This window comes from Myroides phaeus, assembly GCF_900099675.1.
Lineage (GTDB): Bacteria > Bacteroidota > Bacteroidia > Flavobacteriales > Flavobacteriaceae > Flavobacterium > Flavobacterium phaeum.
In genome coordinates, this window is the sequence record NZ_FNDQ01000010.1 from 1 (window position 1) to 22,999 (window position 22,999).

The window sequence follows — 22,999 nt, forward strand, 5'->3', positions numbered from 1 at the left end:
AAAGTATAATCTCGTTGACTACGCTTTTCCCTTGTGTTTTCTGTCTCTTTCATAAATAAGTCTATTTTGTGTAAACCTATTTTAGGACGGGACACCATCATAAAAAAAGTCTTTGTTTCTAAAAACAATAGGCGGAAGCTTAGCTTTTTTGATTGTTAAATTAGAAGCTTCATAGTTTATAGAATTGTTAATTGCTGCATATCCAGGTCCAGATGCATGCATTCCAACTGAATATTCACCTACTTCACTTTGTGAGTTTTTTATAAAATCTACTTGGACAGTCTCTGGTAAGTTATCAATCAGTGGAAGAGAGTATGGTGTACTTTTTTTAGTTATACTATCAAATTTATATTCAAAGGTTTCATTAGGAAATGTGATTTCTGGAAGTTTTATTGATTCTATTTTTAAAGTAGTTTCCTTTATATCTATAATTTCTTCTTTGTATTTAATTATAGCTAATGGATTAATACTTCCTGGATATTGAAGTTCATTATTGATATATTCTACAGTAACATCTTTAGGTAATTCTCCTGTAATTTCTATTTTTTTTATAGGCTGTGGATCATTAGGTACAAAAATAAATTCTTGTGCTTTAAATTCTAACTTACTTGTATCAGGAGTAGTTGGAATAGTAGAAGTAGGTTTACCTGTGATTTGTAAAGTTCTTTCTACTATAGTTGATATATAATTCCTACCTCCATATAAATAAGCTTTGACTTTATAAGTACCAACTTCGGTATGCGCGTTATTAATTTGAAAAATTTGAATTTCAGAGGGTAAAGTGCTTTTTAGTTCAAGTTTTTTTACTGTACCGTCATAGGGAGTTTGTAATGAATTAAAAATTATTTTTTGGCGATCAATAGGAATTTTTAGAATTTCTAAATAATTAGAAAATACTGTTGATTTATAATTTTTATTAAACATAAAAGCGTGTACGAAGTACACACCAACATTAGTATGTTTTTCGTTGAAATAGACTATCTCAGTATTTGGAGGAATGGGGCCCATCACTTCAAGAAATATTTCTTTGCCTGTATAAGCAATACGTGGCTTTCTTAGTCGAACTTGATGATCATAAGTCTTTTTCTTAATTACTTGCGTTAGTAATTGTACATCTATAATTTTATTTTTGTAATATATAGTGACTGTAATATCATAAGTTCCAGCTTCTACATTGCTATTAGGGCTATATGAAAGTGTAACACCATTTGGAACATCATAAGCACTAATTATTTTAGGTCTTCCATTGTAAGTTGTTGATAGGTTGAGATATTTGATGTTTGAAATGTTAATTTTGTGAGGAGAAGTAATAGAGTCATTGTTTAGTATTGACGCTGTATTTTCAATAGCAAAACATTTAAAGCTTGATAATAAAATAAGTATTACAAAAAAGTAATAATGTAAATAAGACTTAGGCATAGTAAATAGAATTAATTCAACATTTTTCAACTCAAATTCTTTAAAATGAGAATAGTGTGAATTTAGTTTTATTAACTAATTCTATTTCTAATTTCAGTGTTACCAAAATATTATAGTTTACATAGAAAAATCTACTTATAGTTTGATTTTGCACTTATTCTTACGCTTAATATTTGAAATTTATAGAATAGTAGAAAATAAAAAAGCGAGTACAATACTTGTACTCGCTTTTTCTTATTGTTTAGTATTTATTACATCTTCTTTTTTATATCGTTATTTGAAGATCTTTTTGTAGCTTCATTTGCTAATTTCAACGCAGCTTCATTAGTTGTAATTTCACTTGCATTTTTAGACCATTTGGTAACATCTTCTCTGATGTCCATATAATAGTCGTATAGCATTCTTGTTAAGCTAATTTCAACACGTTGGCCTATAAATTTATTCAATGTAAAGTAGCCATATTTTTTTCCATCTTTTTTAATGATTGGCGGTTTCTCAGCATGAGGATTCCAAGGGGATAAATTACTTGTATTATCACCATAAATGCCATATTTATTCCAAATAGATTTTTTGTTGTACAAATTGCCATACGCCCCCATATTATTCCATATAGATTTAGCGTCTTTTGCATCACAATTTAAGCAACCAAGATATTCTTCTTTATCGTCGTTAGTATATATTTCAAGCTTTTGAGCATAACTATAACTACCTACAAATAATGTAAAAAATAGAATGTGGATAAAATAGTTTTTCATAAGGGACATGTGTTATTTATATAGAGCACAAAGTACAAATTTTTTCATTTCAAACGCAATATGTTGAGAAAAATATATAAAAACACAGATGAAGACAAAAAAAGTCGCAATAAATTATTGCGACTTTATTGTTAATGTATGTTAAAGTTTTATTCTTCGTGAAAAGCTAATACAGGCACGTAGTTATGGTAACTTAATTTCTTAGTCATACTGCTTGTAAATAATTTTTCAAAGAAGCTTCTGTTTCTTTTTACAGATACTAATAAGTCGATATTTTCAGTATCTAAGAATTCGAATACTGATTTTTCAACATCATTACTATCTACGATGTAAAACTTAATATTTTCATCTTTATAGTTAGCTTTCCAGCTTTCGATAATACTTGCTTCAACTCTGTCTTTAGCCGTAGCTACGTGAACACATTTGACAGTAGCATCAAAACCTTTAGCTATTTTTAATATTTTTTCAAGTGTTACTTTATCTTGAGCTGTAAATAATGTAGTGAATGCAATAGAGTCAATTCCGTCAAAAATAGCATCGTGAGGAATACTCAAAACAGGCACATCTAATGTACTAATAGCATTAGCCGTATTAGAACCTAATAATTTTTTGTCCAATCCAGAGTTACCATTGGTTCCCATAACTACAAGATCAATATCTTCTTCTTTTACACGTTTTTTCAAAATAGTGTTTAAGAAACCTTCTTCTAAAATAAAGTGCATTGGAACGTGGTCAAGGTTGTGTTTTTTAGCAATATCTCTAATTTGAGGCACTTGATCTTTAAAGTTTTCAAAGTTACTCAATTCGATTGTTTTATATACATCCTGAACCATAACTGGATTAGCAGTAGCAGAAATTACAGGCATTTCATAAGCGTGAAGAACAAAAAGAGTTGCCTTTTGATTTTCAGCCATTCTCAATGCATAAATTAACGCGTTGTTTGCTGTTTCAGAGAAGTCCGTTGGAAATAATATTTTTTTCATAGTACGTGATTGTTATGTTTTGTATAAAGGTAAGAATAAACTTTATTTTATGATAGTATTTTTTGTTTAAAAACTCGTAATTGGATTAATATTTCAATAACAGGCGGAGTTTTACGTCATAAATATAGTGATCTATACTCGATACAATATTGATAGCAAATCTAATAATAATAGGTGTTTTGGTTAAAAAAAATTGTTTTGATTAAAAAATTATGTATTTTTGGTTGAAAAATAATAAAATGAAGGATTGTTTGTTTATACTGTTAACTTTTTTAAGTTTTAATTTTAATTATTCTCAAACAGGTATAGGTGTTTTGTTGCCAGAAGCATCATTAGATGTAGAAGGGAATGTTAAGTTTCGTTCAATTCCTAAAATAAATATTGAAGAAGAAAAGTTTTATAATAAGCAGCTTTTAATAAATGATAAAGGAGATGTAGGTTATTATCAAATAAATAAAAGTTCTGATTCTTATAATTTTAGAGAAACTAATTCTGTTATTATGACTAGATATATTGAGTCAAAAATAGAAACTGTTACTAATCTTGATTTAAATTTAAAAAAAGATATTAATATATATCCCAATCAAGAAACGTTAATGATAATTGATTATAATATTCCAATAATTAAAATTACTCCTGGATTAATATATTATTCAGGAATTAAATTAGTAAAACGTGAAAATAACATAGAAGAAGAATTAATAGACGGGTCTAGGAAATTTACTTATTCCGAAAAATACTCTAGTGAAGCAGCAGCAGGACAGCCTGTTACAGGGAGATCTATACTTGTAATTCAAAATAAAACTAATCAAATTAAAACAATAACAATAGAAGCTCTTGGATATATTGAATTAAATAAAGGAAATTCTATTATTCGTTTTGGAATGTATAGTAATAATAACTCTAATTATAATTGGGGAAGAGGTAATATGATTATTCAAGTTTTTGATAAAAACATATAAAGAATAAATTAGTTACACTTAGAATAAACTCTTTTGAGAGAGAAGTTTAAAAACAATAAAAGTTATACTAAAATAAAAAGAATTAGAGCGAAGTATAAGTGTTAATTCCTTTTATAGCATCCATTCTTCAAAATCATTTTTATTAGTATAGAAATTGCTATTCGTTTTTTTATTTAAAACTCTATCAATTTTAGCTCCTGTTCTGTGGTCATATTCTCAAAAAAAAGCCTTTTTTAATCATTATCATAATAGGTTATACTAAAGTCATTTTTTATCTTTCATTTGCGTCAAATTCTTCTATTTGGTTTATTACATTCATTTTGAATTAAGTCTTATAAATTGGTCTTCATCTACTTCTATCTGCCTAATGAATAGGGTGTATTCTAATACTTCGCTACTATTAGGGTCGTAAACTTGAAATATAGCTTTTTTATACTTGTTTTACAGCTCAATTAAAAAAAGAATTTTATTTATTTAATTGAAATTCAGTTAAGTCTGTTTTATTTATTTGTTTCTTTTCCTTCATAAGTTAGTTTATTACAATTAATAAATAGGTGAAATACTTTATTCCTTATAACATCAAATTGCTAAAAATATTGGTTTAGTGATTAACGCATTACCCAAAATGTTGACATTTAAAAACTTTAGTTTTGATTTAAGGTCTATTGATTATTAAGTACTTAATCCTAAGTATTTATAATGCTCGAATACAATGCAAAAGGATACACAATATGCTTGCGAATATATCTATGGTTTTATAATAAATTAAGAGGTGTCAAATACTAAATTAAATGAACTGTTATTGTGATTATTCGCAGAATAAGAATAGTTTAATTTATTGATAATAAGTGTACTAATGCTGTTTTGGATATTAAAGGAAAGCTGACGTTTTTTTGCAGTATAGCCGTGTTTTTATTAAGAAAAGGGTGTAAATACTGAGGTATTAAGTATAGACATTCAGTGATAAATAGTGCATAAAAATGGAGAGATAAAGCAAGAAAACGTCGAAATACAAACTTTTCGGTCTAAGTCAAAGCCGAATAATTCCATTTGGATGAATAAATATTATCTTTGCGCTATAATTTCGAATATATATGATATTACAAGATACGATTGTTGCTTTAGCAACGCCTTCAGGAGCTGGTGCAATCGCCATTATACGTGTATCGGGAAAAGACGCTATTACCTTGGTAAACGGCATTTTTCGCTCGATTAAAAATAAAGACTTGACCACACAAAAAACGCATACCCTTCACTTAGGACATATAGTGGATGGTGATCGTGTATTGGATCAAGTGTTGGTTTCGTTGTTTAAGGGACCAAACTCTTATACGGGTGAAAACACGGTTGAAATCTCTTGTCACGGTTCAACGTTCATTCAACAGCAGATCATTCAACTGTGTTTGCGAAAAGGTGCTAAAATGGCACAAGCAGGAGAGTTTACTATGCGTGCTTTCTTAAACGGAAAGTTAGACTTATCACAAGCAGAAGCTGTAGCAGATTTGATCGCATCAGACAACGAAGCAAGTCACCAAATCGCTATGCAACAAATGCGTGGTGGTTTTTCAAGTGAAATCGCCTTGTTGAGAGAGCAGTTGTTAAACTTCGCTTCGTTGATTGAGTTAGAACTTGACTTTTCAGAGGAAGATGTGGAGTTTGCAGATCGTACGCAGTTTAAGGAATTGATAAACCGTATTGAGTTTGTATTGAAACGCTTGATTGATTCATTTGCTGTGGGGAACGTTATTAAAAACGGTATTCCAGTAGCAATTGTAGGGGAGCCAAACGTAGGTAAATCAACGTTGTTAAACGCTTTGTTAAACGAAGAACGCGCTATTGTTTCAGACATTGCTGGAACTACACGTGATACAATTGAAGACGAATTAGTGATAGACGGAATAGGTTTCCGTTTTATTGATACAGCGGGAATCCGTGAAACGAAAGACGTTGTAGAGAGCATCGGAATTCAAAAGACATTTGAGAAGATAGAAGCTGCTCAGGTAGTGATTTATTTGATTGATGGAGCTAAGCTGAATACAGAGTCGTTAGACAGTATTAAAGTGGAATTAGAGAAGTTGAAAAACAAGTACCCTCTAAAACCGTTGTTAGTTGTGTGTAATAAGAAAGACTTATTGACAGACGAACAAATTGGGCTTTACAATGAGAATATTGAGAATTTGATGTTGATGTCAGCTAAGGCAAATGAAGGAGTAGAGGAGTTGAAGCAAGCACTTTTAGGGTTTGTGAATACAGGTGCATTGCGCAATAATGAAACGATTGTTACCAATACGCGCCACTACGATTCATTGCTTAAAGCATTGGAAGAAATCGAGAAAGTGAAATGGGGATTACAAACGAATTTATCTGCTGACTTAATGGCAATAGATATTCGCCAAGCCCTTTATTTCTTTGGAGAGATTACAGGACAAGTAACTAACGATGAACTACTTGGGAACATCTTTGCGAATTTTTGTATCGGTAAATAAAGCACTAAAAAACAAAATACCAAAGCGTTGTAATCCAAACTACAACGCTTTTTTTGTATAATGTCATGAAAGTGTGCTATACAATACTTACAGTTAAAACTTAATAGATTACACCCTATAGGGTATAGTTTAGGGCGTATGTAGAGATATTATACCCGATAAGGGTATTTTTCGATATCTAAATCTACAATCTAAATTGGTGAGCCATATTTTATAAATAGAGTTTTCAAAATAATGAAATACTGACTTTACAGTACAAGATAATTACAAGAACATTTTAAACTATTTTGAAATAGAATTGTATTACTTTTACAAACGAAATATATACCTTTTAAATAAAAAAAATGAGATCTGAAATTTGTTCTTGTCAAGGCTTAAATAGTAATTGTAAAAAATGTTTTGGAAGTGGATTTGTTTCTACCGAAACTATAACTAAGTCTGCGGACTACAAAAAAGGAAATAAACAACAATTGAAATCGTTGGTACCTAAAAATTTAGATCTATTATCAAAAAATGAAGTAGAGGCAATTGCAGTTAAAATCATTGGAGGTTTAGACCAAAAATCAAAAAAACAAATGCAAATTTTAAATTCAATTCCTTTTAATACCACAACTTTTAGAAGAGATTTTGGTGATAAATTCGAATTACTTAGTTCCTTAGAAGTTGAAAAACAACATTTAAGAAATGAACTTTTAATTATTGATCAAGAAATTATTCTGAAAAACTACAAAAGTAATTTCAAGTTTAAGCATTTTTTATCTGATAAGGATCTCGACGTTACATCAAATCGTCAGCTAAAAGAATTAATTCGTGCTTATAAAAAATTGAAAAATATCTAAAGTAATCGAGTATAGAAAGATCGTTAGATAATTTTAATCACACGTTTTAAAAAGTTATCGCGGCAATAGTATAGTTTAGAATATTAGTTTTTTTGTATAATTATACTTTTGTAATAGTAATTGTTTTTGATAAAAACGTTTAAGTACCACGACAATGTTGCTTATATAAAATACTAAAAATAAAAATACCCAAAGCGTTGTAGTACATACTATAACGCTTTTTTTATACACTAATGCGCCCCTCTCCATTTTCAATGCTCACAAGCCTTACAATGGTTTTGATTACACCATGTTCCACATATCTCCCACACAAGTCCCACATTTACTCGAAAATAGGGGGGTATTTCCGAAGGAGTGTAGAACCAATGTGGTACCAGTCTCGAATCAGTTGTAAACAAGACTAAGCACAGAGCAGTCTTTTTTATCAATCATCATCATTTCTTTCAACTTTTGGCTTCCACAAATAAGAGAGAAGTACTTTCATATAATCAGCAGATTTAACCAGCGTATCTTTCATAATCAGCAAGTATTTATTGTTTAAGTCGGAATTAGATATTCCCAATGTTAGTTTTAGTTTATAAGGCAAAATTAGACATCCCTACAAGACAGTAATTCCAAAGCGGTAATTTTGACATCATTTGCTATCATTTGCTATCATATGCTATCAAATGCACTATAAACTCTGTCCCACTTTTTTCTCATATCGCTGCTATCCCTTATAAACACTGAGGTTGAAAGGGTTTTGTATAACATTTAGTCGCAAATAGGCCGTAAATAAGTCGTAATTGCCTCACCTAAAGGCCTTTTTCGCGAACTAAATACGACTTATTTACGACTCAATTACGAGTTAATGTCGTTTAAAACTATAGGAAGTACTGTAAATACAGAGGATGATCTATAATAATCTTGTGCAGAAGCACCTTTGTTAGGTTTTCAGTTCACTCCAATAACTGTATGAGTAGAGGAAGTATTTTATGACATTAAATAACCTCTTCTAAAGCACTTAATACACTTTATCTAACTCGAACATCTCTTTCATTTGTTTGTCTTTTAAAAACGCTGGTAGTACCTTAAATGCAGTATTACGTGCGGCAACTAACACTGGATTGCTAAGTTGGGCTATTTGCCCCAATTGCCAACTGTTGCGTACAATACTATGTGCTTTTTTACGGCGGATAACTGGAAACTTTTGAAGGGCTTCATCTAAAGTGAATTGTTCTAACAATCGACTAAAAACGTACACATCTTCAATAGCCTGACAAGCACCTTGCCCTAAGTTAGGGGTTGTAGCGTGTGCGGCATCGCCAATTAAACAGACCTTGTCTTTATACCATTGTTGCATTAATTGTAAGTCGTATATCTTGTCGATATGTAGTTCAGAAGGGGGTGTTTGCGTAATCATCTGTGCTACCAGAGGTGCGCAATCGGCTAAGTGATCTTTTAATTCGGGTTGCTTTATGTATTTATCTTCATCTACTAAAAAGTACCAATACACCTGTTTACTGTCCAATTTTACAAAGCCAAAGCGCTTGCCTTTTCCCCAACCTTCAAGGGCAACGTGGTTATGCGTAGGAGGTAGGTCAAAATCGAGAACCCCACGCCAGCATACTTGTTTAGCATCGCGCAAGGGATGATCTCCAAAAACGAACTGCCTGACCTGTGAGCGTATACCGTCTGCTCCAATCACATATTCGTGAGTTGCCTTGCTGTTGTCTGTAAACGTCAGTTCATACAGTCCGTCAGCTCGCTTTTCAATGTTTTGTATGCGCTTGCCAAGTACCACGTTCTCTCTATCAATTGCGTTGAGCAATACTTGGTGTAATTCACTTCGATGTATGGCAATATTTGCCAGTTTATACTGCTGTTCATAAGGCGTTAAATCGGTACTATTTAATAAATTCAACTTAAAATCAGTGAGCTTCACTGTGGAAATACGTACACCTCTTTCGTTCAATTGATCAGCTACCCCAAGATAACGGTATACCTGCATAGCGTTGTTGGCAATGGCAATTCCCGCACCAACAGGTTTGATTTCTTTGGTGGCTTCGTAAATGACAAAGGGAATATTGGCTCTTTTTAGCGCAATAGCCATTGTTAATCCTGCAATTCCTGCTCCTATGATAGCTACTTTCATCTTGATTTGTTGAGGTTATTAAAGAGGTGAGTGTTTTACAATACAAAACGATAGCAGTAAAACTAACGCAATTATTGGCAGTAGTCAAATTGTTTGTGCTAATTGATTCTTAACAACTTTGAGGAGGCTTTCCTGTATATGCTACTTTGTTTAGTGGAATATTAAAATTCAACAAGTGTTAAGTGTATTAGCCTATGCCTTTCTTATTCAATTGAACAAAGTGATAAAATAGCCTGTGTACTCAGCTTATGCAAGTATTACACAGATGATTTGGTGAAAAAAGGATTAACAAGTGGGACTATATTTTCATGTTATTTTAGACGGAGGAAACAATTAGGTGGCATTTTGTCAATTGTAAAGGCTATTACATTAGAAGAAATGTAAGGAGATTATTTAAAAAGTAAAAAAGGGAGCCAATAGCTCCCTTTTCTTGTTTATTATGAATAATTAGTGCTTTTATAGTAATTGTGATGACCCTAATAGCTAAGATATTTGTACTACGCAACATAGAAAATAAGTGTTTTCAACATAAGTGCAACCGTCGTTAATAGTAATTAAACTACTGACAACCAGATATTGTAACATTTAAAAGCTTCATTGGTTTTACAAATGAGTTTAGTACATCCAAGAGATCATATACATATTACGCTATTGCTATCCATAGCAAATACCTAAAATAGGAATGTAGGGTTATACAACTTCAAAAGTTCCAAAACTTCTATAACCAATCTTTCGATTATAAAAAACCTTTGTGTTGTTCTTTACAAATGGTTCAACCTCAGAAGGGTTAGGGTGTGTTTTTCCATTCAATGTCATATATACAAACACCTGATTAGGCTTTAAATCAGCTAATTGCTGAGGTGTAATTACTGTTATATTTGTATCTGACATAAATGTTTGCTCTCTAATATGGTCAAACGTTATAAGCTCCATTTCCTGCAATAAAGGGTGTTTTTTTAGGAACTCCATTGCTGGATATAAGGTGCTTTTGTAAAAATAACCTACTTGAGATGGTCCTTGAATATTCTTTTCAAAAATAGTCTTGTCGTGGATAACAAGCTGTCCATCTGTTTTAAAGATAGGGGCAGCATCAGGAGTACTCTCGTGGTTTGTAATGATACAAGAGTAGTCAAGTTCCCGTCTTTTAAATTCGGCGAGTAGTTCAAGATCAGTAAATACCGAAGAATGTTTAATGTTGATAAATAGGTTGTCTGGTAAATGAGACCACTCTGTCTCTGCGAAATGATAATTGCTCATAATACAATATTTTATGTTATTAAATAAACTATTGTACTTCGATAAAAATAGAGGAAAATGTGTACGTTAATTTTGGACAGTCATCCCGTATTATTTGACCACCGTGGAGACTACTCTCGGTTGGTATCACTTAATGTGATTCGAAATACAGGACAAATGTATAATCAAAACCAATTGAAAGCAAATGTTTTGTGGGATATTTTTTATTGAAGGTAAATATGAGTATTAAAAAGCAATCGGTAAGTAAGGAGAAAGTATAAAAAAAATCCTCGTCGGGGTGGCGAGGATTTCTATTAATGAATCGGTATATTAATAAAGGGGATTATTAATCTTAGTATTGTGCGATCAGATAGTTAATCAAATCAGTAGTAGTTACAATTCCCTCTAATTTATTGTCTTTTCCTACGATAGGAAGTGAGTGGAAGTGTTGCTTAGCAAATAACTCAGCTACTTCTTTAATATTTGTATCATCGCTTACAACGATTGGATTTTTAGTCATGATATCTTCTAATTTGTAAGCATCATAAATAGCATTTAATGCATCTTTATCCATATCGGTATGGCTATATCCTATTTTCAAAATATCTTTGCTACTAATAATACCAACGATTTTTTCACCTTCTACAACAGGAATGTGTCTAATGTTGTAATCTGCGAATAATTGGTTCACTTCGCTTAGTTTTTTCGTTGTAGGAACAGCGATTAAAACTTTAGCCATAATTTGAGAAATTGGAACTCTTTGTTTCATAGTGTTTATTATTGGTTATTATGTTTTTGTATTACAAAGTTGCACGTATTATATCGTTGAAAACATGATAAATAACATCTTTTTTTAAAAAAGATTATTGTAATTTACATTTTTAAAAAATTCAATAGTAAAACTGAGTCTTGTAATTTGTTATCGTTAAATTGAAAAGCATTTCGTTGTAGAAATGCTTTTTTTTATAGTGTTAATTATCACTATTCTGTATTGTTTTTTCTTACAATAAGTGATATGTCTATGCGTTGTTTGTATAAATGTACAATTACCAAGATTGTTTATGTACATTTCCTATTTCTCTAATATATTTAAAAAAGTTTGTATGAATAAATTGAAGATATGGGTGTGTGGTATATTCCTTAGCGGACTTTCATTAACTATGCACGCGCAGAATATTAATAAACTAATTAACAAGACGACTATTGATCAAAAGGACTTTAAAATAACCTTTCCAATTGAAGTAAATGGGGCTTCGATATTTGTAAAGCCTACTATAAAAGGAAAGGAATATAAAATGTTGTTTGACACTGGAGCAGTCACCACTATTTCTTCTGAGATGAAAGAGAGTTTACGTCTTAAATCAATAAAAGAAAGTAAGGTGTACGATATAGACGATAAGAGTAATAAGATGATGTATGTCAAAATAGACACACTTTCTTTAGAAGGGATCAATTTTTATAATGTAGCAGCAATAGATATGGATCATAAAGCTGTAGTTGCGTTTAAGTGCAAGGGGTTTGATGGTATTTTAGGTGCTAATGTTTTGAGAAAAGTAGTTTGGCAAATAGATATGAAAGCAAAGACAATTACGTTTTCAAATGCACTTAATTCTTTAAAAATCTCCCCTAATATTCCACAAATTAAGCTATATATAGGTGTTGGTGGTGTGCCGAGTATCACAACGTATATCGGGAAAGAGAAAGTATATAATACAGTCTTAGATTACGGATTTGATGGTGGGATAAGTATGAATAGTAGTTTGTTTATTAAATTACTCAAGAATAAAAAGGATGTGAAATATATTGAAGGAATAGGTAGTACTTTAACTGGTCTATATGGAGATGTAATTGTTCCAAGATACTACACTGCTGTGATAGATGATTTAAAAATAGGAGATGTCATAGTGCCAAAAGATTACGTTTTCTTCAATACTAATTACTCAAGAAGTATAGGTGCTTCTTTTTTGAGAAACTATAAGGTAACGTTAAGCTGGAAAGAAAAGACGATGTGGCTTGAACCACACGAGAGAGTAAATAAGGAAGTTTATAAAGGTTTTGGATATCGCTATGCTTTAAGAGGAAATAATGTCTATATCAACTCTATTTATAAGAATAGTGAAGCTGCAAAGAAAGGATTACAGCTTGGAGATCAAATCGTAGCGATAAATGGGGTTAGTTATACTGATTTAAACAGTGAAGAACAGTGTAAAGTTTTATATTCAGAAAGAGGATTTACGCAAGATATTACAATTAAAAGAGGGGAGGTTATTATAAATAAAAAACTTGAAATGAGAGAGATGCTAACTTTGTGATAAAGGTTGAGTTATCGTTTTTAATAGAAAAAGTATTGTAAATTGCTTTTATAAGAGGAATACAATTTGTATAAATGACCGTATTATATTTACTTAAAATTGCTTGTATCCTTTGTGAAATATGAAAAAAATGTCCTATCTTAGAGTATGAAATTTACTTCATTTTTAGTAAAAAATAGAAAATAAAAAAATAATATAAACATTTATAACAAACTGTCGAAAAAAGTGTAATAATACGAATTATTTTTACTTTTTTAGGTGGGGATACAAAACAAGTTTGAGATAAAATATGAAACAAATTATTAAAAACATCTACAAAAATTTACTTACTTATTACTACTATAATAAATATGAAAATAATTTAGAAAAGTCAAGAGATAAAGCATTCGAATTAACGCGTATTATCTGTTTTTCTGCAGTGACTATTCCAATTTGTTTGTTATTAGTTTTAGGTTATGATAGTTATCATACGTATATCTTGAATAAAGGAATAATGTTTAAATTATTTCAGTATAGTTTGGGAGTATTATTGTTTTTTTTAGCCACTTTGTTTTTTCGAAAGAAAATGGAGGTTGATTTTGATAGCATAACAGTAGGAGGGTGTGATGAATCTAAATCAGTATTTAAGTGTTTGACTTTTGGAGGAATGGGATTTATTGCGTTAAATATCACTCTTGTTTTTGTTGTGCAATACTTATTATAAGATAGTATATAATCTGAACTAATTTTTAAATAAATTATCTAATTAGTATAATCTTCTTCAGAAGTAATCTGACCTTGATTTAAACTATATTTATCTATTTTAAGTGAAACATTTACTTTGTAAGAAGAAAAAAAATAAAAGATATTAAATAAAGTTGCTAAAGAGGAGTCTAAATAGTATTGTTTGATGTATTTTTGGATTGTAATTTGTTGATTTTCATTATTTTGATTATTTTTTAAAAAACCTAAAAAAAAGTCTAAAAAAAATATTTTGATATTAAAAAAGTTATATATTTGCCCCGAATTAATAATCAACTTTTATAGTTTAGTAAAATGAAAAAAATCGTATTAAGTATTGCTTTAGTAGCAATGATGGGAGTATCTTTCGTATCTTGTAAAGAAACTGCAAAAGAACCAGCTCAAGAAGAAGTAACTACAGAAACTGTTGCAGAAGAAGCTCCAGTAACTGAAGAAGTTGCTACAGAAGAAGTAACTGAAGAAGTTGCTACTGAAGAAGCTCCAGCTACAGAAGAAGTAAAAGCAGAAGAAGTTAAGTAATTAACGCTCTGTTATATAAAATAGACCTCGTTTTTTAAAACGGGGTTTTTTTATGTCTTGTTGTAATCGTGAGTAGAAACGTAAAGTCACGAGTAAGTAATTGAATACTTACAAGTATCCCTTAAAACTTCCTATACGTAAGTAAAGCTTAGTCATTCCTGATATTCTTTATACTTCAAACGTGAAAAACAAAGCGCGTCAGATCTTTGTGTATTTGTTTTTATTAATCTTATAGCTATTTATCTGTAACTCCTCCAGTTTTAGAATAGTTTAATTCGTTTATTTTACCACTTTTTTCATATAAATAAAAGAAAATATTATGCTTATATAGCGTGTAATACGCCAAATACGTACTCTATAAAACTCCTATGAAATAGAAAAAGTACGTTTCACGTTATAAATAGTATTGATACTAATGAAATGTAATAAATCTTTTTTTTGCTTTTAGTTACATTATAGGATGAAATAACATTTTTGCCTAATAGAAATGGTTGTTTCGCCCAATATTCTTTTTATAATGAATGTTGTTGTTTTAAATTTAATACGTCATCATTTGGCTGAGTGACTGGTTAAGTTTGGCAGAAAATATTAGATATGGCAAAAGGAGAATATACAAAACGACAAATACTTATTGTAGAGTTGTTGAGAAAAAAGGGGTGTACATTAAAAGAGATTCAGGAGTACTTAATTAAAGAAAGTGCCTTTTCTGATAAGAATTTAGAAATAAGTTCACGTACTTTTCAACGTGATGTACAGGATATTTTATCGCTTATGGGAATAGAAATAATATATGATAGAAAGGAGAAAGTGTATAAAATCAGTGAGGAACATAAAGAGGAGTACATTGAACGTGTAATAGAATCATACGACATAATAACAGCTTTAAAAGTAAGTGAAACTCTGGGTGAACATATTTATTTTGAAAAGCGAAAGACAAGAGGAACCGAACATTTTAGCGGTATACTATATGCTATTCAAGATAAGTTAGTTGTTACTTTTACTTTAGAAAGTTATTGGCAAGATCCCACAGAACGAAGATGTGTTCCTAAAGCAATTAAAGAGTCGCAAAATCGCTATTATATGATAGCGTATGATCTGGATAAGAAGGAATTACGCAATTACGGATTAGACAGAATCAGCAATGTAGTTGTTACAACTCAGACAGCAGTAAGTCCTGTGATTAATCTAAAAAAACATTATGAAAATGCCTTTGGTATTGAATGTTATGATGCCCCTCAAAAAGTAGTATTAGAAATAGATCAGAGTCAACGCAAGTATGTTGAGTCTTTGCCCTTTCATCATTCACAGAAAATTACCTCTACAAGTGATTACACATTTACGGTTGAATTATTTGTACATCCAACAACTGACTTTGTTATGGAAATAATGAGGCATGGCAGTAATATTGAAATTATTTCACCTCCTGTTTTAAGAGATTGGGTAATAGATACTATTAAAGAAATGTGCGAATTGTATGGATTGTCTTCAACTACGTCATAGTTTGGCTGAGTGTCAGGGTATTTTTGTCTTATCAATTAAAAGCAACACCAATGTCAAAAGTATTTAAAGTAACTCCTAAGCGAGTAAAGAGAACAAATGGAACTCTATTAACGCCAGAAATGTCAGTTGTAGTTACAACTGTTCAGCACACTTCTTCTCCATTTTATAATGGAGCAAAAGAATTGCAACAAGCCTATGTACGTTTATATGATTTTGATTATAAACAAGCTTATTGTACAATGGCGGATTTTGATGTAGAAAAATTAGATTAACGAGTTATAAAATAAAAACAAAATGGCAAAATTAGTTTTCAAACCTTGGATAGGTAAACACTATATTAAAGGCATTAATGGAAAACGTGTCTTAGTATTAGGAGAAAGTCACTATTGTGATGATCCAAAAGATGCAGTGCTTACTATGACGTCAGATATTATTACAGATCTGTTTGATGATGATAGTGAACATGAACCATATAAAAATACGTATACAAAATTTGAAAGGGCTTTGAAAGGAAGAGTTGTTCCTTTTGAAGAAAAACAAGAGTTGTGGAATTCAGTGGCATTTTATAATTATGTACAACATCCGATAGATGAAGCACGTAAAGCACCAACAGCAGAGGAGTTTAGAACTTCAGAGCTTTTATTCTTTGAAACATTAGAAGAGCTACAACCGGACTGCACTATTGTATGGGGCAAAAGGTTGTACGGACAATTACCAAACACTGGTGAGCAACAAGCAGATGTTGTTTTGGACAATGGGGATAAAATTGAAACGTGGGGATACAAACTTTCAAATGGGAAAGTAGTTAAGTTATTACCAATTTATCATCCTTCAGCTGCATTTGAATGGACTTATTGGCATCAGGCTATAGATAAGTTGATTAAAGAATAATTGAAATGTATACTGTATCATTTTAAATAGAAATAAGCCTTATAAGTCCTATTTTTTACTTAAAAACATATTAAACCACCTTACTAATGAAAAATAATCAGATTTACGATAAAATATACGAAATAGCGAAGAGCTTAAGTAGCAAATCAACAACATTTACGCGTTCTGACCTATCTTATGAATTGAAGAGTTTAGGCGTTAAGAATGATTCTTTTGATGTAAACACCTTAGTGTGGGATACTTATTTACACTTTAACAAAGATATTCGTGTTAAGAAGGCCTTTGTCAATAATGAACAAAATAATACAATTATTGATGAACATGAGTTATATATCCAATTACAAGAGGGTGATTCGCAAGCGGTTTTTGCAGTAATGCAAGATAGTATAGACAATATTCAACGCAGTGTTTACTTGTTAGAACAACAATTCGGAGTTGATATTAATGCTTTTGTAGCAGAAAAGGGTACTGCAATGATAGCGAGGATTGTAGGTACAAGTGGAACAATGAAAGTTCAACAAGAAGCCTCTGCATTGTTTAACAATTACAACATAATGATTAACAATTATGAAGAATCTAAAGACTCAATAATTGAATTAATAGAAGACTTTTTAGTTCTGAGAGAAAATGTCTTGGCTATTTATCGCGAGTATTCACAAGCATTAATAGATGTATTTGGTGACTCAATTAAGTTGATTGCTCCAGAGTTGTTTGACTTTAATCACATTAAGTGGTTAGATACAAAAGGAATGCTTGAATCGGTTTCTTTAGAATATGATAAACTAGCTACTTCATGTGGGGTTTTAGTAGGAGAAATAGGGGAAGGGTTTAAAAAATCATTAAACACAGCTGCCAAGTATTCAAAAGTTAGTAAAAATGGAAAAGTAGCTTTAGGATTAGCCGTAGTTGGTATGCTTACACATTATGTTGAAGCAGAGCAGAAAACAACAATGATGAAACAAGAATTGTTGAAATTAAAGGGCAAAATTAAAGAAGATGTTACAACTGTAAAAGCTGATATGGGCCGCTTAATGGAAATTTATAAGACTTTAAATGAGTTGTATATTCCTAAAGCACAAGTTTTTTATGGTTCAAGTAGAGAAGTGTTATCTCAAGAGTTAAAAGGTTTGATTACATCTATCTATAATACAGCAGAGTTACAAGCTTTAAAAGCTGAACGTGATCAAGTTTTAAAAGAGTATAACTTGTTAGGTAATAGGATATTAGATGAAAATAGAAGTATCGAATATTACAAGTCTAATATTCAGGAGTTAAAACAGCTTTTAGAAGATGGAAAAGATGAGTATGAGATGGTACTTCAAGTAAAGCCTCAAAAGCCAATGATGCTTGTAAATGCTTTGTCATTTGGAGCTAAAAATAAGACATATAACAGAGAATTGTACGATTGGAGTATAAAAGGAGCGCCTGTAGTAAGTGCTTATGAAGAAGCTAAGGTTAGTTTAAAATTGGATATGGAGGAGTTGTCTGGGCAACAAGAAAATTTTAAACTAGATACAGCGAATTATAATCAATTGAAAGGTAAGTTAGATCGTGTAAATCGAGTAATTGCGGATAAACTGGAAGTATCAGATGATGTAAAAATAGGAGTAGGAAGTCAGCTAGGACCTTACATTAGTTTATTGCGAATTGCCAAAGACATTGTTAATAGTAAATTAGATCAGAGATTGGTAAATACGATTAGTATTAACAAGCATGAGGAAGTAAAGTTGCCTGCTGAGATAGAACAAAATGTAAATAATTTTATTCAGGGAATGCGTCAAAACTTAGTTGTCAATGATTTTGTCTCAAAAGAAGTTACAGAAGAGTTTTTTGATGCTACGTTTATGAAAGAGGAAGACCAGAAAAAAATAGATAAAGAAAAACTCGATGAAAATTCTGTGTATGGAGCACAAGATTTAAAGCTAATGATTAATTCTCAAAATAAAGCTGTACAAGCAGGTATAGGGTATTTTGAAAGTTGGTTGCAATTACAGAATGAAGTAAAGTTGTCTGTTGAAGCAAGTAGATATTATGATCAACAAATGGAGCAAATGGAAGAGGAATTTAGAAAAAATATAGCTTCAATTGACAATAAAGCAGAGCTATTACGTGCGATTATATCGAGAATAAATAAAGCAGGAAGTCCTGAAACACTAAAAGAAGGAATGTTGATGTTAGCTGAAATTAGTGGCGATAAGTTGAGCAAAAATGATGTAATTCAATTATTAAAAGGAGATAAAATTATAAAGATTTAAGATGCAAAGTAGTAGAAGAGTTCAAGCACAAGAGTCGTTGGGAATTGCTAATGTGCAACAAGTTAGAAAGGATCAGACGGCAATAGAACAGGAAATCAAGAGGAAGGAAGCTAAGATTAATAAAAAGATAGCGATTGAACAATCTCAATCTTATAGACAGTTGAAAAGAATAGCAACTATAATGGATAAGTATTTTTTAGATCCGTTATTAGGTTTTATTCCAGGGATAGGAGATATAGCAACTCCAATTATATCGGCACCTTTTGTTTATGTAAGTTTATTTAAAGTAAAATCTATATCTCTTACATTGGCTGTTATTTATAATTCGTTAAGAGATATGCTTTTAGGGATGATACCATTCTTTATAGGCGATCTTATTGATGTATTCCATAGATGCCATTTGCAGAATTTAAGATTAATTGTTGGCTTTGTAGAAGATGATAAAGAAATTATTAAAGAAGTAAATCAAAAGGCAATTAAAAGTGCTATAGGTATTGTCATTTTGATTGGATTAATTTATTTAATGTTTAAAATGGTAGCTTCTATTGTAAGCTGGATTGGAGGATTATTTGGATAATAATGAAAAGTTTAGATATTTATTTTTTTGGTATTTTATGAGCTTATTAAAGTGGAATTCTATTTTGTGCTTATCCCTTATAAATAAAAGGCTTGAGTGTTTTTTTTGCATAAAAAAGTAGCCTATAAAATATGCTTGCTTTGATGCAGAAAAAGTAATAATTATTGTATTAATTTTATTTTTATACAAAAATAGTGTAGGTATTGTGAATTTAATTTATACATTTGTCTCACACAAGAAAACAAGAAAATGAAAAATACAGTTATTATCCCAGTTATTATTATTGCAGTTGTGATTATCACAAGTGTTTAGGGATGCTATAACTTTATTTTAAAATAATATAAAGCCTCCCGAGTTATCAGGAGGCTTTTTTTATTTCAACTATTTTCTATCAAAAACATAAAATAACAAATCATGAACACATATATCAACTCTATTATTGTCATTATTATTGTGAACTCGTATTGATGAGGTAGGTTGCTATTGTATAAACAGAAAGCCCTTCTCATTAATTGTGAAGGGCTTTTTTATTCTATATTTTCCGCTTCTAAGATAGATATAGAATATCAGACGATAGAGGTGTCTTGTAGTAAAAACCTCAATTTTAATGATTAAAAATATAAGAAGATTTAAAAATAAAACACAAATTAAGAACTATAAAACACAAATTATGAACACATTTATCAACTCTATTATTGTCATTATTATCGTGAACTCGCATTGATGAGGTAGGTTGTTATTGTCTAAACTGAAAGCCCTTCTCATCAATTGCGAAGGGCTTTTTTTATTCATTGAATTAGTATTAAAAAAAATAAATTATGTATTACAATCAAGAAACAGTAGTATTTGTAGACGGGAAATTCGTCAAAGCAACAGAATCAACAACAGATTTATATGGACAAACTCTTCACTATGGCTATGGAGTTTTTGAGGGAATTCGATCTTATAAAACAGATAAAGGGACACGTGTTTTCAAAGCAAAAGAGCACTATGATCGCCTGCGAAAATCGTGTGAGTTAGTTAATATTCCGTTTAATTATACCACAGAGGAATTAGAGGAATTGACTTATGAATTGTTAGAAAAAAATAATCTAACAGATGCGTATATCCGTCCTTTAGTGTACTGTGATCCTAATATGAGCTTGACTAAGCCTAACAATGTGTCTTTGATGATCTGTGCTTGGGAATGGGGTGCTTATTTAGGTGATCAGCAGTTGAGATTACACCTTTCTTCTTATTGTCGCCCTCATCCACGTTCAATTAAGATTGAAGCAAAAGTTTGTGGTCATTACGTGAATTCGGTGTTGGCAACAAGTGAAGCAAAAGAGAAAGGATATGATGAGGCCTTATTATTAGATAGTGATGGATATTTGGCAGAAGGACCAGGAGCCAATTTATTCTTTGAAAAAGACGGTGTATTATTTACCCCACAAACAGGTAATATTTTGCCTGGTATCACACGAGAAACAGTGTTGGAATTAGCTAAGGAACTTGGTGTTGAAGTAAAAGTTGGCTTATTCACTTTAGAAGATTTATTGCAAGCAGACAAAGCTTTTTACTGTGGTACAGCTGCTGAAGTTATTCCAATTGAGTCGCTTGATGAACACGTATTTCCTTTGAAATGGAATGATTCATTAGGTAAGAAACTACAAGAAAGATATGGACAGTTAGTTCGAGAACAAAAACTACAAAAAGCAGCTTAAGATGTTGGAATTAAATAAATACAGTAAGACTGTTACCCAAGATAGCACGCAACCAGCAGCACAGGCAATGTTACACGGAATTGGGTTAACAACAGAAGATTTGGCTAAAGCCCAAGTAGGAATTGTTAGTATGGGGTACGAGGGTAACACTTGTAATATGCATTTAAATGGATTAGCAAAAGAAGTGAAAACAGGTGTACAACAGGTTGATATGGTAGGTTTGATATTCAATACTATAGGAGTGAGTGATGGAATATCAAATGGAACAGAAGGAATGAAGTACTCCTTAGTATCCCGTGATATCATTGCAGATTCTATTGAAACTGTTGTCTGTGCACAATGGTATGATGGAGTAATTGCATTACCTGGTTGCGATAAAAATATGCCTGGTTCTATCATTGCAATGGGGAGGTTAAACCGTCCGTCTCTTATGGTTTATGGCGGAACAATTCACTCTGGAAAGTACAAAGGAGAATCGCTAAACATTGTTTCTGCATTTGAGGCATTAGGTAAAAAGTTTAGCAATGAAATATCAGACGAGGATTTCAAGGGGGTTATTAAACACGCTTGTCCAGGAGCAGGTGCTTGTGGAGGAATGTACACTGCAAATACTATGGCATCAGCCATTGAAGCATTAGGGATGAGTTTGCCGTATAGTTCTTCTAATCCAGCTTTGAGTAGAGAAAAGCAATTAGAATGTTTAGAAGCAGGCAAGGCAGTAAGAAAGTTGTTGGAGTTAGATATAAAACCTCGTGATATTATGACTTTTAAAGCATTTGAGAATGCAATGACGATGGTCAGTGTATTAGGAGGGTCAACGAATGCTATTCTACATTTAATTGCAATGGCTTATTCTGTTGATATAACTCTAACACTTGCCGATTTTCAGCGTATTAGCGATTGCGTTCCTGTGTTAGCAGATTTAAAACCAAGTGGTAAGTATCTGATGGAGGATTTACATAAAGCAGGAGGAGTGCCAGCTGTGATGAAGTATTTGTTAGACTGCGGTTTATTACATGGCGATTGTTTAACTGTTACAGGAAAAACAGTGGCCGAAAATCTGCATAATTTACCTGGATTAGCAGAAGGGCAACAAGTGATTAAAACATTAGCGGAACCAGTAAAAGCAAATGGACATCTACAAGTACTTTATGGCAATTTGGCAGAGAAGGGGAGTGTAGCTAAGATTAGTGGAAAAGAAGGTAGTTATTTCAAAGGAACAGCAAGAGTATTTGACGATGAGTATGCCGTTATGACGAGTGTCCGTCAAGGAGAAGTAAAAGAAGGAGAAGTAATTGTTATTCGCTATTGTGGACCAAAAGGAGGACCAGGAATGCCTGAAATGTTAAAACCCACATCAGCCATTATGGGAGCTGGTTTAGGAAAGAGTGTGGCCTTGATTACAGACGGTCGCTTTTCAGGAGGAACACATGGTTTTGTAGTAGGACATATTACTCCGGAGGCTTATGAAGGAGGGGCAATAGCTTTAGTTGAAAATGGAGATGTTATTACGATTGATGCAGAGAACAATACACTGACATTAGGTGTAAGTGAAGAAGTGTTAGCAAAGCGAAAAGCAAAGTGGGCTAAGCCTAAATTAAAACATACAAAAGGTGTACTATTTAAGTATGCACAACAAGTGTCAAATGCCTCCAGAGGTTGCGTAACTGATGCTATAAACGAATAA

19 protein-coding genes and 1 riboswitch are annotated in these 22,999 nt (G+C 31.5%); of the genes, 13 read left to right on the forward strand and 6 right to left on the reverse strand.

Annotation, left to right across the window (positions count from 1 at the left end; all coding sequences use genetic code 11):
* Positions 1-81: 81 nt before the first annotated feature.
* The 3 genes from BLT46_RS06555 to BLT46_RS06565 all read right to left on the reverse strand — a co-directional run bounded on the left by BLT46_RS06555 (position 82) and on the right by BLT46_RS06565 (position 3,157).
* Positions 82-1,449, reverse strand: a complete 1,368-nt coding sequence (locus tag BLT46_RS06555) for an MBG domain-containing protein (RefSeq protein WP_176770736.1) — start codon at positions 1,447-1,449, stop codon at positions 82-84.
* Between the two features lie 221 nt (positions 1,450-1,670).
* On the reverse strand, positions 1,671-2,174 hold the full coding sequence (locus tag BLT46_RS06560; protein WP_245722958.1) for a hypothetical protein: 504 nt from the start codon (positions 2,172-2,174) through the stop codon (positions 1,671-1,673).
* Between the two features lie 149 nt (positions 2,175-2,323).
* Positions 2,324-3,157 (reverse strand): universal stress protein, encoded by an 834-nt coding sequence (locus BLT46_RS06565; protein ID WP_090408040.1) that lies wholly within the window; start codon positions 3,155-3,157, stop codon positions 2,324-2,326.
* A gap of 224 nt (positions 3,158-3,381) precedes the next feature.
* Here BLT46_RS06565 and BLT46_RS06570 point away from each other — a divergent pair, with 224 nt between their 5' ends.
* From BLT46_RS06570 to BLT46_RS06580, 3 genes are all read left to right on the forward strand, one after another.
* Positions 3,382-4,119, forward strand: coding sequence for a hypothetical protein (locus tag BLT46_RS06570; protein ID WP_143021870.1), 738 nt, complete (start codon positions 3,382-3,384; stop codon positions 4,117-4,119).
* A 1,094-nt stretch (positions 4,120-5,213) separates the two neighbouring features.
* Positions 5,214-6,605, forward strand: coding sequence for a tRNA uridine-5-carboxymethylaminomethyl(34) synthesis GTPase MnmE (mnmE, locus tag BLT46_RS06575; RefSeq protein WP_090408046.1), 1,392 nt, complete (start codon positions 5,214-5,216; stop codon positions 6,603-6,605).
* Between the two features lie 344 nt (positions 6,606-6,949).
* Positions 6,950-7,444: a hypothetical protein gene (locus tag BLT46_RS06580; protein ID WP_090408048.1), complete on the forward strand. Its 495-nt coding sequence runs from the start codon at positions 6,950-6,952 to the stop codon at positions 7,442-7,444.
* Between the two features lie 1,003 nt (positions 7,445-8,447).
* On the opposite strand, the gene BLT46_RS06585 is transcribed toward BLT46_RS06580, so the two are convergent.
* The 3 genes from BLT46_RS06585 to BLT46_RS06595 form a co-directional block, all read right to left on the reverse strand.
* Positions 8,448-9,578 carry an FAD-dependent monooxygenase gene (locus BLT46_RS06585; protein WP_090408051.1) on the reverse strand — a complete coding sequence of 377 codons (1,131 nt, stop codon included), beginning with the start codon at positions 9,576-9,578 and terminating at the stop codon, positions 8,448-8,450.
* A gap of 690 nt (positions 9,579-10,268) precedes the next feature.
* A complete protein-coding gene (locus BLT46_RS06590; protein ID WP_090408054.1) occupies positions 10,269-10,835 on the reverse strand; it encodes a hypothetical protein in 567 nt (188 codons plus the stop codon).
* Between the two features lie 58 nt (positions 10,836-10,893).
* A riboswitch (SAM-I-IV-variant riboswitch) is annotated at positions 10,894-10,989 on the reverse strand.
* A 177-nt stretch (positions 10,990-11,166) separates the two neighbouring features.
* Positions 11,167-11,583, reverse strand: a complete 417-nt coding sequence (locus tag BLT46_RS06595) for a CBS domain-containing protein (RefSeq protein ID WP_090408057.1) — start codon at positions 11,581-11,583, stop codon at positions 11,167-11,169.
* A gap of 334 nt (positions 11,584-11,917) precedes the next feature.
* Between BLT46_RS06595 and BLT46_RS06600 the strand changes: the two genes are divergently transcribed.
* The 10 genes from BLT46_RS06600 (at position 11,918) to ilvD (ending at position 22,999) form a co-directional block, all read left to right on the forward strand.
* Positions 11,918-13,126, forward strand: coding sequence for an aspartyl protease family protein (locus BLT46_RS06600; RefSeq protein WP_176770737.1), 1,209 nt, complete (start codon positions 11,918-11,920; stop codon positions 13,124-13,126).
* Positions 13,127-13,415: 289 nt separating this feature from the next.
* A complete protein-coding gene (locus BLT46_RS06605; protein WP_090408063.1) occupies positions 13,416-13,829 on the forward strand; it encodes a hypothetical protein in 414 nt (137 codons plus the stop codon).
* A 332-nt stretch (positions 13,830-14,161) separates the two neighbouring features.
* Entirely contained in the window at positions 14,162-14,386 is a 225-nt protein-coding gene (locus BLT46_RS06615; RefSeq protein WP_090408070.1) for a hypothetical protein, read from the forward strand.
* A 594-nt stretch (positions 14,387-14,980) separates the two neighbouring features.
* A complete protein-coding gene (locus BLT46_RS06620) occupies positions 14,981-15,886 on the forward strand; it encodes a helix-turn-helix transcriptional regulator (protein WP_090408073.1) in 906 nt (301 codons plus the stop codon).
* Positions 15,887-15,936: 50 nt separating this feature from the next.
* On the forward strand, positions 15,937-16,158 hold the full coding sequence (locus tag BLT46_RS06625) for a DUF6140 family protein (RefSeq protein WP_090408076.1): 222 nt from the start codon (positions 15,937-15,939) through the stop codon (positions 16,156-16,158).
* Between the two features lie 22 nt (positions 16,159-16,180).
* A complete protein-coding gene (locus tag BLT46_RS06630; RefSeq protein ID WP_090408078.1) occupies positions 16,181-16,777 on the forward strand; it encodes a hypothetical protein in 597 nt (198 codons plus the stop codon).
* An 86-nt stretch (positions 16,778-16,863) separates the two neighbouring features.
* Complete coding sequence (locus BLT46_RS06635) at positions 16,864-19,032, forward strand: hypothetical protein (protein WP_090408081.1); 2,169 nt, start codon at positions 16,864-16,866, stop codon at positions 19,030-19,032.
* A gap of 1 nt (position 19,033) precedes the next feature.
* Positions 19,034-19,609: a DUF4112 domain-containing protein gene (locus BLT46_RS06640; RefSeq protein ID WP_090408084.1), complete on the forward strand. Its 576-nt coding sequence runs from the start codon at positions 19,034-19,036 to the stop codon at positions 19,607-19,609.
* An 818-nt stretch (positions 19,610-20,427) separates the two neighbouring features.
* Entirely contained in the window at positions 20,428-21,312 is an 885-nt protein-coding gene (locus BLT46_RS06645) for a branched-chain amino acid transaminase (RefSeq protein ID WP_090408087.1), read from the forward strand.
* Position 21,313: 1 nt separating this feature from the next.
* Positions 21,314-22,999: a dihydroxy-acid dehydratase gene (ilvD, locus tag BLT46_RS06650; protein ID WP_090408090.1), complete on the forward strand. Its 1,686-nt coding sequence runs from the start codon at positions 21,314-21,316 to the stop codon at positions 22,997-22,999.

Bases quoted from the DNA above. Each gene is read 5' to 3' on its own strand.
- BLT46_RS06585 (WP_090408051.1), bottom strand. From the start codon at position 9,578: ATGAAAGTAGCTATCATAGGAGCAGGAATTGCAGGATTAACAATGGCT.
- BLT46_RS06635 (WP_090408081.1), top strand. From the start codon at position 16,864: ATGAAAAATAATCAGATTTACGATAAAATATACGAAATAGCGAAGAGC.
- BLT46_RS06615 (WP_090408070.1), top strand. From the start codon at position 14,162: ATGAAAAAAATCGTATTAAGTATTGCTTTAGTAGCAATGATGGGAGTA.
- mnmE (WP_090408046.1), top strand. From the start codon at position 5,214: ATGATATTACAAGATACGATTGTTGCTTTAGCAACGCCTTCAGGAGCT.
- BLT46_RS06565 (WP_090408040.1), bottom strand. From the start codon at position 3,157: ATGAAAAAAATATTATTTCCAACGGACTTCTCTGAAACAGCAAACAAC.
- BLT46_RS06645 (WP_090408087.1), top strand. From the start codon at position 20,428: ATGTATTACAATCAAGAAACAGTAGTATTTGTAGACGGGAAATTCGTC.
- BLT46_RS06630 (WP_090408078.1), top strand. From the start codon at position 16,181: ATGGCAAAATTAGTTTTCAAACCTTGGATAGGTAAACACTATATTAAA.
- BLT46_RS06620 (WP_090408073.1), top strand. From the start codon at position 14,981: ATGGCAAAAGGAGAATATACAAAACGACAAATACTTATTGTAGAGTTG.
- BLT46_RS06590 (WP_090408054.1), bottom strand. From the start codon at position 10,835: ATGAGCAATTATCATTTCGCAGAGACAGAGTGGTCTCATTTACCAGAC.
- BLT46_RS06640 (WP_090408084.1), top strand. From the start codon at position 19,034: ATGCAAAGTAGTAGAAGAGTTCAAGCACAAGAGTCGTTGGGAATTGCT.
- BLT46_RS06595 (WP_090408057.1), bottom strand. From the start codon at position 11,583: ATGAAACAAAGAGTTCCAATTTCTCAAATTATGGCTAAAGTTTTAATC.
- BLT46_RS06600 (WP_176770737.1), top strand. From the start codon at position 11,918: ATGAATAAATTGAAGATATGGGTGTGTGGTATATTCCTTAGCGGACTT.
- ilvD (WP_090408090.1), top strand. From the start codon at position 21,314: ATGTTGGAATTAAATAAATACAGTAAGACTGTTACCCAAGATAGCACG.
- BLT46_RS06580 (WP_090408048.1), top strand. From the start codon at position 6,950: ATGAGATCTGAAATTTGTTCTTGTCAAGGCTTAAATAGTAATTGTAAA.
- BLT46_RS06625 (WP_090408076.1), top strand. From the start codon at position 15,937: ATGTCAAAAGTATTTAAAGTAACTCCTAAGCGAGTAAAGAGAACAAAT.
- BLT46_RS06560 (WP_245722958.1), bottom strand. From the start codon at position 2,174: ATGAAAAACTATTTTATCCACATTCTATTTTTTACATTATTTGTAGGT.
- BLT46_RS06605 (WP_090408063.1), top strand. From the start codon at position 13,416: ATGAAACAAATTATTAAAAACATCTACAAAAATTTACTTACTTATTAC.